This is a genomic window from Mesorhizobium sp. 1M-11, assembly GCF_001303895.1.
GTDB lineage: Bacteria > Pseudomonadota > Alphaproteobacteria > Rhizobiales > Rhizobiaceae > Mesorhizobium.
In genome coordinates, this window is sequence record NZ_LJSD01000035.1 from 1 (window position 1) to 12,707 (window position 12,707).

The 12,707-nt window shown below is 61.3% G+C and carries 11 protein-coding genes and 1 pseudogene; 7 read left to right on the forward strand and 5 right to left on the reverse strand.

Going from position 1 to position 12,707, the window contains the following annotated elements; genetic code table 11:
- Positions 1-149: 149 nt before the first annotated feature.
- From istB to AO692_RS14875, 3 genes and pseudogenes are all read right to left on the reverse strand, one after another.
- Entirely contained in the window at positions 150-905 is a 756-nt protein-coding gene (gene istB, locus AO692_RS14865; RefSeq protein ID WP_054310052.1) for an IS21-like element helper ATPase IstB, read from the reverse strand.
- A gap of 14 nt (positions 906-919) precedes the next feature.
- Positions 920-2,455 carry an IS21 family transposase gene (gene istA / locus AO692_RS14870; protein WP_054310055.1) on the reverse strand — a complete coding sequence of 512 codons (1,536 nt, stop codon included), beginning with the start codon at positions 2,453-2,455 and terminating at the stop codon, positions 920-922.
- 171 nt (positions 2,456-2,626) lie between these two features.
- Positions 2,627-3,271, reverse strand: a pseudogene (locus AO692_RS14875) (glycosyltransferase); the annotation flags it as partial.
- Between the two features lie 299 nt (positions 3,272-3,570).
- Between AO692_RS14875 and AO692_RS14880 the strand changes: the two are divergent.
- From AO692_RS14880 to AO692_RS14890, 3 genes are all read left to right on the forward strand, one after another.
- The gene (locus AO692_RS14880) at positions 3,571-4,314 is read left to right on the forward strand and encodes a 2OG-Fe(II) oxygenase (RefSeq protein WP_054310837.1); all 744 of its coding nucleotides are present in this window, start codon (positions 3,571-3,573) and stop codon (positions 4,312-4,314) included.
- A 119-nt stretch (positions 4,315-4,433) separates the two neighbouring features.
- Complete coding sequence (locus tag AO692_RS14885; RefSeq protein WP_054310838.1) at positions 4,434-4,973, forward strand: methylated-DNA--[protein]-cysteine S-methyltransferase; 540 nt, start codon at positions 4,434-4,436, stop codon at positions 4,971-4,973.
- Positions 4,974-5,203: 230 nt separating this feature from the next.
- Positions 5,204-6,622: an APC family permease gene (locus AO692_RS14890; protein WP_054310839.1), complete on the forward strand. Its 1,419-nt coding sequence runs from the start codon at positions 5,204-5,206 to the stop codon at positions 6,620-6,622.
- Positions 6,623-6,703: 81 nt separating this feature from the next.
- Here AO692_RS14890 and AO692_RS14895 read toward each other — a convergent pair whose 3' ends face one another.
- Positions 6,704-7,630, reverse strand: a complete 927-nt coding sequence (locus AO692_RS14895; protein ID WP_054310840.1) for a Gfo/Idh/MocA family oxidoreductase — start codon at positions 7,628-7,630, stop codon at positions 6,704-6,706.
- 82 nt (positions 7,631-7,712) lie between these two features.
- Positions 7,713-7,997, reverse strand: coding sequence for a hypothetical protein (locus AO692_RS14900; protein ID WP_054310844.1), 285 nt, complete (start codon positions 7,995-7,997; stop codon positions 7,713-7,715).
- A 477-nt stretch (positions 7,998-8,474) separates the two neighbouring features.
- Between AO692_RS14900 and rpsL the strand changes: the two genes are divergently transcribed.
- The 4 genes from rpsL to tuf all read left to right on the forward strand — a co-directional run.
- A complete protein-coding gene (gene rpsL, locus AO692_RS14905) occupies positions 8,475-8,846 on the forward strand; it encodes a 30S ribosomal protein S12 (RefSeq protein WP_024927095.1) in 372 nt (123 codons plus the stop codon).
- Between the two features lie 64 nt (positions 8,847-8,910).
- Positions 8,911-9,381, forward strand: coding sequence for a 30S ribosomal protein S7 (gene rpsG / locus AO692_RS14910; protein WP_054310841.1), 471 nt, complete (start codon positions 8,911-8,913; stop codon positions 9,379-9,381).
- A 29-nt stretch (positions 9,382-9,410) separates the two neighbouring features.
- Positions 9,411-11,501 carry an elongation factor G gene (fusA, locus tag AO692_RS14915; RefSeq protein WP_054310842.1) on the forward strand — a complete coding sequence of 697 codons (2,091 nt, stop codon included), beginning with the start codon at positions 9,411-9,413 and terminating at the stop codon, positions 11,499-11,501.
- A gap of 67 nt (positions 11,502-11,568) precedes the next feature.
- Positions 11,569-12,707, forward strand: a 1,139-nt coding sequence (gene tuf, locus AO692_RS14920; RefSeq protein WP_054310843.1) for an elongation factor Tu, incomplete at its 3' end; no start/stop codon positions are given.

Below are 12,707 nucleotides of genomic sequence, written 5' to 3' on the forward strand. Positions count from 1 at the left end.
TGCGAATTCCGACGAAGCCGGCCAGTGATTCCGAACAATCACCGGCCACCCATTCCGATTTCATTCCGGCCGGGATTCCGATTTGAAGCCGGCCACCTTTGGACATCACCTGGGTCGTTGTTGAGGTTTGGTTCGAGTTTCGTTTCGGGTCAAGCCTGAGCGGTTTGCGGCATGGCGACGGCTCGCTGTTTTCGCATGCTCTCGCCACCCAGTTCGATGCGGTAAGCATTGTGCACGAGGCGGTCGAGAATGGCGTCGGCGATGGTGGGATTGCCGATGATCTCGTACCAGCGATCGACGGGAACCTGGCTGGTGACGATGGTCGAGCGCCGCTCGTATCGGTCCTCGATGATCTCGAGGAGATCACGGCGCTGATCGTCGCTGAGCTTTTCGGGGCCCCAGTCGTCGAGGATGAGCAGATCGGTCCGGGCCAGCGCCTTCAGCATCCGGGCATAACGGCCGTCGCCCCGTGCTAGGGCAAGAGCGGCGAAGAGCCGTGGCGCGCGATGATAGGCGACGGAGAAGTCCTCGCGGCAGGCCTTGTGGCCGAGGGCACAGGCAAGCCAGCTCTTGCCGACGCCGGCCGGTCCTATGATCAGGAGCCCATGCCGCTGGCGGATCCAGTCGCAGCCAGCGAGCTTGAGGAACAGCGCGCGGTCGAGGCCTCGCTCGGTACGGAAGTCGACATCTTCGACCTGCGCATCATGACGCAACCTTGCCGCGCGGGCACGGGCTTCGAAGCGCTTCTGGCGGCGAAGTGTCGCTTCCTGCTCGAGCAGAATGGCGAGCCATTCGCCATGATCGAGGGTGCGCGCTTCCGCTTGGGCGTCGAGGTCCTGGAAGCCTTTGGCCATACCGTGCAGGCCAAGGTCGCGCAGCATGTCGAGGGTGGGATGGGTCAGCATGATCTGTTGTCTCCTCAATGGAAGTAGCCGGGACCACGCAGATTGGCGTGATCGATGATGGCGCCGGCACCGGCACCGGCTCGGGCGGCCTTGTGGTTGGTGATGAGGGCGGCGATGCTCTTGCAGGTCAGCCCGCCGATCTCGACGGCACGCGCCGAGACCGCCTCGGCGCGTTCATGGCTGAGATCGCGATAGAGGCGCAGAACGCCCAGGCATGTCCGGAAACCCTGTTCGGGATGCGGGCGGCTTGCCAGAATGGCGATGATCAGGCCTTCCGTCTGCGGCCCGATCGACGCCGCCCAGCGGCGGAAGCGCATCGGCGTCCACTCGGCGTAGCGGCGATGAGAGCTGGGCATGTGATCGGGGTTGGTGCCGTAGCGGCGACCGCCATAGCGGCGTTGGTGAACGGCGACGCGCTTGCCGCGATGGAAGATCTCGATCGTCCTGCTCGTCGCGCGGATATCGACCTGCTGACGAATGAGGCCATGCGGCACGGAATAGAAGAAGTCCTTGAACTCGACATGGTAGTCAGTGGCGACGCGCGCCAGACGCCATTCTGCAAACTCGTAGCCCTGCACCGGCAGGCTGGTCAGAACGGGTCGTTCCACGGTCTCGAACAGATGGCGGCGGCTGACACCGAGGCGGCGCATGACATGGTCGTTGATGCGATCGAGCGCCCCGGCGATCGCCGCGTTGGCCTCGGCCAGCGAGAAGAAGGTCTGCCGCCGCAGCCGGCCGAGGATGCAGGTCTGGGCAAAGCGAACCCCGTTCTCGACCTTGGCCTTGTCCTTCGGCCGTCGCGGCCGAGCCGGCAGCACGCCGACACCATAATGAGAGGCCATCATGCCGTAGCTGCGGTTGATCTCGGGGTCATAGAAGGAGGCATGATTGACGCCGGACTTCAGGTTGTCGGGCACGATCAGGCGCGGGACACCGCCGAAGAAGTTGAACATGCGCACATGCGCGCCGATCCAATCCGGCAGCGCCTGCGTCCAGGTCGCTTCCGCATAGGTGAAGCCCGACGCCCCGAGGACGCCGACGAAGATCTCCGCCTCGCGGATCTCGCCGGTCAGCGGATCGGCGATCGAGAGCTTCTTGCCGGAATAGTCCACGAAGACCTTGTCGCCGACGACATGTTCCTGGCGCATGGTCGGCGACAAACGCTTCTCGAAGCCGCGGAACAGGTCACAGAAACGACTGTAGCCGTAGCCACCGGGGTGGACGGTGCGATACTCCTCCCACAGGAGCATCAGCGTGACGCCGGGCTTCTTCAGCTCCAGCGCAAGATCCGCCCAGTTCGGCTCGGGCAGGCGGCGCTGGCCCTGCCTGACCCCGGCGCGAGCAAACAGCCGGTTCTCCAGCGCATCGTCGGTTAGGTCGCCAGACAGCGGCCAACGCAACCCCGCCGCGGTCGCGCGCTTCAGATTGTCCTGCACGGTGCTGCGCGCGATGCCCAGCATCTGCGCGATCTCGCGGCTGCTCGTGCCATCGCCGGCAAGCCGCAGCATCTGTCGTAATTGTCTCATGGTCAGCCTTCTCTTTGCCGGCATCGCCCGTCCCTTGTTGAAAAGGTCCGTCATGCCAAAGTTGCTGACCCAGGTGGTGCGTCTTCAGTCCCTCAAAGCGGCCGGATATTGATCGGAATGCTGGCCGGCTTCATTCCGGAATGGTGGCCGGCTTCAAGTTGGAATGCCCGGCCGGATAACGTCGGAATCCGCACCGAATACCGAGTGGTTGGAGCCGTGAATGCGGTAGGCTCCAAGCGGGCTTTCGAGCGCCTGCACGTCTCCGCGAAGCGGCGCGAGTGTGGCGAGGTAGCCGTCCGCCCCCTGGCGAAATTCTTCTTCCGGTATCGGCATGATCGGCTCCAGCGCGGAGCGGGAAAAGGCAAGCCCACTGGTGACGGTTGTCTGATAACGGCCACGATGGAGGAGTTTCGGGGTTACGTCGCCGGTGTCGAAAGGCCATTCAGGTGGCGGAAAGACGTCCTTCACCTGCTCCTGCTCATCGACCAGATGCAGCCTGAAGTGCAACTGAGCAGTCGACGCCTGCCATGCTTCGACGACCTTGGAGACGGCATCGGGGTAAAGATAATCGTCCGCATCGAGGAAGAAGACGATGCTGCCGTTGCTGATGGCGAAACCGGTGTTGAAGGCCGCGGCGTGTCCGCCATTGCTTGTTTTCAGATGCGGGCGGATCCTGTCTCCATAAGACTTGATGATCGCAGGTGAATGATCGGTCGAAGCATCGTCCACGACGATTGCCTCGACATGCGGATAGTCCTGCTGCAGCACGCTGCCGATGCTGCGATCGAGAAAGCGCGAATAGTTGTAGTTGGAGATGACGATCGATACTGGGTCCGGCAACGATACCTCGTTCCGCCCGCCCGACTTCGGTTGTCGTTGCGGGGAACCGCTCCTCCGCCGCTGCCTGGCGATCAGATGTCCCCACAACGGGCCAGTCTGACGCAGGGTGACCTTAAAGGTCCAGTCAGCGATACCGCAACCTCTGCAATGTGATCATTCCATGATCATTTGGTGACGCAGCCATCTGGATCGGCTTCGCAAGAAACGGAATGCGGCAGGTTTGCGCGAGGCCTAACCTTTGGCGAGATCGTATCGCTCCAGCCGCCTGAAGGCGGGAGCGCCAACGCAAGGAGGCCGCTATGAATGCCAATGTCCGCATCCGACAACAGGCCGGTCAAGCCGCCGATGAGCGGGTGGCCAGCTATGATTGGAAGGCCCTCGCTGCCGATCTGGATACTTATGGCTGCGCTGTGCTGGAGAAGCTGGCCTCACCTGAGGAATGCAAGGCCACCGCCGATCTCTATCCTCATGAAGAGCACTTCCGCAGTCACATTGTCATGGCACGCCATGGTTTTGGCAAAGGCGAGTACCGCTATTTCAAATATCCGCTGCCGGACCTGATCAGCGGGCTGCGCACCGCGCTCTATCCTCATCTGGCTACTGTCGCCAACGCCTGGAACGGGCGTATGGGTATCGATCAACGCTATCCGGCGACCCATCAAGATTATCTCGATCTCTGTCACGACGCCGGTCAGAAGCGGCCGACACCGCTGCTGCTGCAATACAAGGCAGGCGATTTCAACTGCCTGCACCAGGACCTCTATGGTGATCTCGCTTTTCCGATCCAGGTTGCCGTGCTGCTTTCCGAACCTGGCCGCGACTTCATCGGTGGTGAGTTCGTGCTGACCGAACAGCGTCCGCGCATGCAAAGCCGTGCGGAAGTCGTGCCGTTGCGCCAGGGCGATGCCGTCGCTTTCGCAGTTCACAACCGGCCGGTGCAAGGCACGAAGGGTAACTATCGCGTCAACCTGCGTCACGGCGTGAGCAGGATCCGCTCAGGACACCGCCATACGGTGGGCATCATCTTTCACGACGCCCTGTGAAAATCTGTGCTCTTTTTCTGTGACGTTCCCCTTACTCCTGACAGGAAACGAAGTGTGGAACGGCTAAGCTCCGCGACGATGGCGGTCGGCATCGGCGGTTGAAAATGCAGAGGGTTTTTATGACGCGGAAGGGCACGGAGCAGATCGGTTTGATCTCCGGAACGGTTGCCACGCCGATCGGACCACTCGTCGTGATCGAGGACGAGGCCGACGCACTGTTCATGGTCGAGTTTGCCGACTGCGACGACCGCATGGATCGCTGGCTGAGCCATCGTTTGGCGTCGGGCCGCTATCAGCTGAGGGCAGGGACTGTCTCTACCAAGTCGCGGCAAGCTTTCGCGACATACTTCGACGGTGACGTTGGTTTTCTGCGCACCTTGCCGGTCAGGCTGGACGGTACATCGTTCCAGAACGAGATGTGGACGACCTTGCGCGAAATCGCACCCGGCGAAACGCTTGCCTATGGCGCTTTCGCTGAAAGGCTCGGCCGGCCGAACGCGGCGCGCGCGGTCGGCCATGCCAACGGCTCCAATCCGCTTTCGATCGTCGTGCCGTGTCACCGCCTGGTCGGCGCCAACGGTGCGCTTACCAATTATGGCGGTGGGTTAGAACGCAAGCGCTGGCTGCTCGATCATGAGGCGCGCCACGCCGGTCGGTGAGGTCGGCTGGATATTGCCAAACTCGTGCCAACACGGCCGTCGTTCGGGCAGCCAATGCAGGTCAGGTGCGTCAGTTTGACATCCCTTGTCGCTGCTCCATACTCGACCAGGGGATGAAGGGTGGGTCCAAAGTTTGATCCGTGACCGGAGCGCCGGCCGGCTCATGCGCGAAACGTGGATGCCGTGTCCCGTTCGACCGATGGTCGCGCCACGGCAACGAGGAGGGACCGATGACCGATGCAACCTTGAATCCAGGCCACAAAGACGCGGTGGAGCCCAGTCTCCATCGCGTCATGGGCCCATGGCTGCTGCTGCTGTTCATTGTCGGCGATATTCTGGGCACCGGCATCTACGCCTTGACCGGGCAGGTCGCCAAACAGGTCGGTGGCGTGGTGTGGCTGCCATTCCTGGTCGCCTTTGTCGTCGCCGTCATCACCGCTTTCAGCTATCTGGAGCTGGTCACGAAATACCCCCGCGCAGCAGGTGCGGCGCTCTACACCCACAAGGCCTTCGGCATCCATTTCGTCACATTCATCGTCGCCTTCGCGGTGATGTGTTCGGGTATCACCTCGGCCTCGACTGCTTCGCGTGCTTTCGCGGTCAACTTCTCTTCCGCCTTTGGCCTTGGGTTGGAAAGCGGCATCGGAGTCATTCTGCTTGGCCTTGCTTTCATGGCAATCGTCGCGGCGGTGAATTTCCGCGGTGTCGGCGAGAGCGTGAAACTCAACGTGGTTCTGACCTGCGTTGAACTGACCGGCCTGCTCATTGTCATCGCCATTGGTCTCTGGGCGATCGGCATGGGGCAGGGCGACGTTTCGCGAGTCACCGAGTTCCACACTCCGGAGGGTGTCAGCTCATTCTGGCCGGTGATTGCCGCCACCACGCTAGCCTTCTTCGCCATGGTTGGTTTCGAGGATTCGGTGAACATGGCCGAGGAAACCAAGGAGCCGACCAAGATCTTCCCGAAGATCCTGCTCGCCGGCCTGCTCATCACTGGTGTGATCTATGTGCTGGTCTCGGTTTCGTCGGTCACGCTCGTCGATCCGGCCGAACTCGGCGAGGGCGAAGCGCCGCTGCTCAAAGTGGTGTCGACTGGCGCGCCAGGTTTTCCGATTTGGATATTCGCCTTCATCACCATGTTTGCCGTCGCGAATTCTGCGCTCATCAACATGCTGATGGCGAGCCGTCTGGTTTACGGCATGAGCCGTGAGCATGTGTTGCCGCCGGTGCTCGGCAAGGTTCATGCGAGCCGCAAGACGCCTTACATCGCGATCATTTTCACGACGTTGCTGGCCTTTGGCCTCATCACATTCGTCGGTTCGGTGCCGCAGCTCGGCGGAACCACGGCTCTGCTGCTGCTTTGCGTGTTCACCGTCGTCAACATCGCTGTGCTGGTGTTGCGCAAGGACAAGGTCGACCACGACCATTTCACTGCGCCGACCATCCTGCCGGTGATTGGCGCGATTGCCTGCGGTTTTCTGACGGGCCCATGGACTGGCCGCAATCCCGATCAGTACAAGATCGCCGGCGTGCTTCTGGCGATCGGCGTGGTGCTGTGGGTGGTCACCGTTTTCATCAACCGCGCCACCGGCGTGAAGCCGGAAGCGCCGACGGTGGGTGAGGGCGGTATGCCCGGCCCGGTCAATTAGGGGATCAGCATGACCAGATGAAAAAACCGGCAGGCGGAAACGCCTGCCGGTTTTTTGTTTGTGCTGCGTGCCTTCCGTCTGTCAGTCGAAGAAAGCCTCGACCACGTTGCGCCTGCCAAGCATGAAGGCGTCCGCCACATGCTGCAGGGGCGCAAGATCGACATCGGATTTCTGACCGTGCACCAGTTCGGCGAAGCGGCGGTAGAGCATCGGATATTCCGTGTCCGGACCCTCCTGCAGGATTTTGCCATCGACAACAAGCTTGGCGCCGCCGCCGGATAGAACCATCGAACCCTTGTCGGTCTCGGCCAGGATGTCCCAGCTCTGCGGTCCGGTCTGACGCCAGTCGAAATCGACGGCAACCGGGATGCCGTTATCGGTGCGAAAGGTTACCTGTGCCGCGATCGGCGCACCACGGTTTTCCGGAAAGTCGAGCGTCGCCTGTGTGATGAACATCGGCGGCAGGATATGGGTGGCGATCGATAAGGCGTTGATGCCGGGGTCGAACACGCCGAAGCCGCCGGGTTGCCAGATCCAGTCCTGGTTCGGATGCCAGCGACGGACGTCCTCCTTCCAGTTGATGGCGGCCGCCTTGATCTGCGCCGAAGCGAGGAGAACTCGCGCTGCCTCCACGGCCGGCGCATAGCGCGAATGCCAGGAAGCAAACAGCGTCACGCCTTTTTCAGCCGCAAGCGTCTTCAACTGCTCGACTTCGCTCACTGTCGCGCCCGGCGGTTTTTCCATGAAGACATGCTTGCCGGCAAGGATCGCCGCACGCGCCGCGTCGTGACGAAACTGCGGTGGCATGCACAGCGATACCGCCTCCATCTCGGGTGCGGATTCCAGGAGTGTTTCAATGTCGCGGAAGTTCGGGATGCCGTCCACCGTTCCGTGCCGACTGGCCGCCGCGACAAGCTGGAAGTCCTCGTCTCTGGCAAGTGCCGGTAGATGCTGGTCACGGGCGATCTTGCCGACGCCGACGACGGCGATGCGAATGGGTTGCGGCATGAAGGGCGCTTTCTCCCGAATAATGATGGTACTTTGATCCCGCCGCGAGCGGGCGGTAGCGATCCGGTTGCTCTGTTGACGGCTAGATCGGCTCGTCGAAAGTGACGATCGAGACTTCGCCCTCGAGTGCGCCCTGGTAGGCCGAAAGATGCGGCTCCTCGTCGGGTTCTTCCTGCATCTCGCCGATCTGGTCGAGCTCAGCCTCGGCATAACCTTCGGCCGCGAGTGATTCCAGGGCACGGCGCACGGCGGAATCATCATCGGGTGCCATCAGCATGACGTGGACGCCTTCCGGCTTGCCGCCTTTCTTCTTCCAGATTCGGCCGGTGATGATCATGACCGGACGCGGTTCGTCATTGTCGTTCAGGGGGTCCTGCAAAAGACTGATTCCTTCGTATATAACTGCCCCAGGGGACGTTTCGCTCCTTTTTGCACGAAGCTGGGCCGGGTGACAGCTGCAATCCGGTCACTTTCTTCCCTGCATGCGCAAAAAGACGCAACAATATTACATGCATTGCACGCATGGCAGCCTAGCCTCGGCGCTAGCGGAATTTCTGGGGTTGCGGGGTTGACGGTTTGCGATGTTGCGAGTAGAAGCCGCGACGTCTGAACCGATGTGAGGTCAGCTTTTCCGAGGCGTCGCGCCTTGGAGTTTGCCTCAAACAGGGTTCGTTTTACGAGCGAATGACATTTCCGTCACGCATGAAGCGGCAACGCTTCCTCTGCTTTTTGTTCGGGCAAGACCGCAAACGCGCGGTTTCGGCCCGAATTTGCGTATGGAAAGCCGCTTGAAACGGCCCTAACGGGTTTGCGACACGAGATTGAGAACTAGAAGGAAGGTTTAATGCCTACCGTAAACCAGCTGATCCGCAAGCCGCGCCAGGTGCCGGCAACGCGAAACAAGGTCCCGGCCATGCAGCAGAATCCGCAGAAGCGGGGCGTCTGCACGCGCGTTTACACCACCACGCCGAAGAAGCCGAACTCGGCTCTGCGCAAGGTGGCCAAGATCCGTCTGACCAATGGTTTCGAGGTGATCGGCTACATCCCGGGTGAAGGCCATAACCTTCAAGAGCACTCGGTCGTCATGATCCGTGGCGGTCGCGTGAAAGACCTTCCGGGTGTGCGCTATCACGTCATTCGCGGCGTGCTCGACACCCAGGGCGTCAAGAACCGCAAGCAGCGTCGTTCGAAGTACGGCGCGAAGCGTCCGAAGTAAGGTTTTCCGGCTTCGGCGCTTTTTTATTTGTGCGCCAAGCCTGCGAGATTGAGAGACAAGAGCCATGTCCCGTCGCCACAGTGCAGATAAGCGTGAGATCAATCCGGATCCGAAGTTCGGCGATCTTGTGATCACCAAGTTCATGAATGCCGTCATGTATGATGGCAAGAAGTCGATTGCCGAGACGATCGTCTACGGCGCGCTCGACCAGGTGCAGTCCAAGACCAAGCAGGAGCCGGTCGCCGTCTTCCATCAGGCGCTCGACAATGTCGCTCCGCACGTCGAAGTGCGCTCGCGTCGCGTCGGTGGTGCCACCTATCAGGTTCCGGTCGATGTTCGTCCAGAGCGCCGCCAGGCTCTCGCCATTCGCTGGCTGATCACCGCTGCGCGCAACCGCAACGAGACCACGATGGTTGACCGCCTCTCTGGCGAATTGATGGACGCGGCCAACAACCGCGGCACCGCCGTGAAGAAGCGTGAAGACACCCACAAGATGGCGGAAGCCAACCGCGCTTTCGCGCACTACCGCTGGTAAGCGCGAACGAGACTTGAGAGGCACCTCCCATGGCCCGCGAATATAAAATCGAAGACTACCGCAATTTCGGTATCATGGCGCACATCGACGCCGGCAAGACGACGACGACCGAGCGCGTCCTGTATTACACGGGCAAGTCGCACAAGATCGGCGAAGTCCACGACGGCGCTGCAACCATGGATTGGATGGAGCAGGAGCAGGAGCGCGGTATCACCATCACGTCCGCTGCGACCACGACCTTCTGGCAGGGCCGTGACGGCAAGATGCGCCGCTTCAACATCATTGATACTCCTGGCCACGTCGACTTCACCATCGAAGTCGAGCGTTCGCTGCGCGTGCTCGACGGCGCCATCGCGCTGCTCGACGCCAATGCCGGTGTCGAGCCGCAGACCGAGACTGTCTGGCGCCAGGCCGACAAGTATCGCGTTCCGCGCATGATCTTCTGTAACAAGATGGACAAGATCGGCGCCGACTTCTACCGCTCGGTCGAGATGATTGGTTCGCGCCTCGGTGCGCAGGCCGTCGTCATGCAGCTGCCGATCGGCGCCGAGAGTGAATTCAAGGGCGTCGTCGATCTGGTCGAGATGAATGCGCTGGTCTGGCGCGATGAATCGCTCGGTGCCGCCTGGGATGTCGTTGAGATCCCGGCCGACCTGAAGGAAAAGGCCGAAGAATATCGCGAGAAGCTCATCGAAGCCGCCGTCGAGATGGACGACGACGCGATGAACAACTATCTTGAAGGCAATCTTCCCGACAATGACACCATCCGCAAGCTGATCCGCAAGGGCACCATTGCGGTCAAGTTCTACCCGATGTTCTGTGGCTCGGCCTTCAAGAACAAGGGTGTGCAGCCGTTGCTCGACGCCGTTGTCGAATACCTGCCGTCGCCGATCGACGTTCCGGCCATCAAGGGCGTCGATGCCAAGACCGATGCCGAGATCGAGCGTCACGCGGACGACAACGAGCCGCTGTCCATGCTCGCCTTCAAAATCATGAACGATCCGTTCGTCGGTTCGCTCACCTTCGCACGCATCTATTCGGGCAAGCTCACCAAGGGTGCGTCGCTCGACAACACCGTGAAGGGCAAGAAGGAGCGCATCGGCCGCATGCTGCAGATGCATGCGAATTCGCGCGCCGATATCGATGAGGCCTATGCTGGCGACATCGTCGCTCTGGCCGGTCTCAAGGAAACGACCACCGGCGACACGCTGTGCGATCCGCTGCACCCGGTCATCCTGGAGCGCATGGAATTCCCGGATCCGGTCATCCAGATCGCCATCGAGCCGAAGACCAAGGGCGACCAGGAAAAGATGGGCCTCGCGCTGCATCGTCTGGCGGCTGAAGATCCGTCCTTCCGCGTCAAGACCGACGAGGAATCGGGTCAGACCATCATCGCCGGCATGGGCGAGCTTCACCTCGACATCATCGTTGACCGCATGCGTCGCGAGTTCAAGGTCGAGGCGAATGTCGGCGCCCCGCAGGTGGCCTATCGTGAGACGATCACCCGTACCCACGAGCAGGACTACACCCACAAGAAGCAGACCGGCGGTACCGGCCAGTTCGCCCGCGTCAAGCTGGTGTTCGAGCCGAATCCGGAAGGCGAGGACTACGTGTTCGAGTCCAAGATCGTCGGCGGTTCGGTTCCGAAGGAATACATCCCGGGTGTCGAGAAGGGCATCGGTTCGGTCATGTCGTCCGGCCCGTTCGCAGGCTTCCCGATGATCGGCGTCAAGGCGACGCTCATCGATGGCGCCTTCCACGATGTCGACTCCTCGGTCCTGGCCTTCGAAATCGCTTCGCGCGCTGCCTTCAGGGAAGCTGCTCCGAAGCTCGGCGTCCAGCTGCTTGAGCCGATCATGAAGGTCGAGGTCGTTACGCCGGAGGATTATGTCGGCAACGTCATCGGCGATCTGAACAGCCGCCGTGGCCAGATCCAGGGTCAGGAAACCCGTGGCGTGGCCGTCGTCGTCAACGCGATGGTGCCGCTGGCCAACATGTTCAAGTACGTCGACTCGCTGCGTTCGATGTCGCAGGGCCGCGCCCAGTACACGATGCAGTTCGACCACTATGAGCCGGTTCCGACCGCGGTCGCTCAGGAAGTTCAGAAGAAATACGCGTAATTCCGAGGAATTGCGCCCGTAACTAGGATCAACGCCCTCACGGGCAGGCAGGAAATGGAGACCTCACATGGCAAAAGGTAAATTCGAGCGTACGAAGCCTCATGTGAACATTGGCACGATTGGTCACGTTGACCACGGCAAGACGTCGCTGACGGCGGCGATCACGAAGTATTTCGGCGAGTTCAAGGCCTACGATCAGATTGACGCTGCTCCGGAAGAGAAGGCGCGCGGCATCACGATTTCGACGGCGCACGTCGAGTATGAGACGCCGACCCGTCACTATGCGCACGTCGACTGCCCCGGCCACGCCGACTATGTGAAGAACATGATCACCGGTGCTGCCCAGATGGACGGCGCGATCCTGGTTGTTTCGGCTGCCGACGGCCCGATGCCGCAGACGCGCGAGCACATCCTTCTGGCGCGCCAGGTTGGCGTTCCTGCGATCGTTGTGTTCCTGAACAAGGTCGACCAGGTCGACGACGCCGAGCTTCTGGAGTTGGTGGAGCTGGAAGTTCGCGAGCTTCTGTCGAAGTACGAGTTCCCGGGCGACGACATTCCGATCGTCAAGGGCTCGGCGCTTGCTGCTCTCGAAGACTCCAACAAGGAGATCGGCGAGAACGCGGTTCGCAAGCTGATGGAAGAGGTTGACGCCTACATCCCGACGCCGGAGCGTCCGATCGACAAGCCGTTCCTGATGCCGATCGAAGACGTGTTCTCGATCTCGGGCCGCGGCACGGTTGTGACGGGTCGCGTCGAGCGCGGCATCGTCAAGGTCGGCGAGGAACTGGAGATCGTCGGCATCCGTCCGACGGCCAAGACGACCTGCACGGGCGTTGAGATGTTCCGCAAGCTGCTGGACCAGGGCCAGGCCGGCGACAACATCGGCGCGCTGCTGCGCGGCGTTGACCGTGAGGGCGTTGAGCGCGGCCAGGTTCTGGCCAAGCCGGGTTCTGTGAAGCCGCACAAGAAGTTCAAGGCGGAAGCCTACATCCTGACGAAGGAAGAGGGTGGCCGTCATACGCCGTTCTTCACGAACTACCGTCCGCAGTTCTACTTCCGCACGACGGACGTGACGGGCATCGTTTCGCTGCCGGCCGGCACCGAGATGGTGATGCCTGGCGACAACATCACCGTTGACGTCGAGCTGATCGTGCCGATCGCCATGGAAGAGAAGCTGCGCTTCGCTATCCGCGAAGGCGGCCGCAC

Bases quoted from the DNA above. Each gene is read 5' to 3' on its own strand.
- rpsL (WP_024927095.1), top strand. From the start codon at position 8,475: ATGCCTACCGTAAACCAGCTGATCCGCAAGCCGCGCCAGGTGCCGGCA.
- AO692_RS14890 (WP_054310839.1), top strand. From the start codon at position 5,204: ATGACCGATGCAACCTTGAATCCAGGCCACAAAGACGCGGTGGAGCCC.
- istB (WP_054310052.1), bottom strand. From the start codon at position 905: ATGCTGACCCATCCCACCCTCGACATGCTGCGCGACCTTGGCCTGCAC.
- fusA (WP_054310842.1), top strand. From the start codon at position 9,411: ATGGCCCGCGAATATAAAATCGAAGACTACCGCAATTTCGGTATCATG.
- istA (WP_054310055.1), bottom strand. From the start codon at position 2,455: ATGCCGGCAAAGAGAAGGCTGACCATGAGACAATTACGACAGATGCTG.
- AO692_RS14880 (WP_054310837.1), top strand. From the start codon at position 3,571: ATGAATGCCAATGTCCGCATCCGACAACAGGCCGGTCAAGCCGCCGAT.
- AO692_RS14885 (WP_054310838.1), top strand. From the start codon at position 4,434: ATGACGCGGAAGGGCACGGAGCAGATCGGTTTGATCTCCGGAACGGTT.
- rpsG (WP_054310841.1), top strand. From the start codon at position 8,911: ATGTCCCGTCGCCACAGTGCAGATAAGCGTGAGATCAATCCGGATCCG.
- AO692_RS14895 (WP_054310840.1), bottom strand. From the start codon at position 7,630: ATGCCGCAACCCATTCGCATCGCCGTCGTCGGCGTCGGCAAGATCGCC.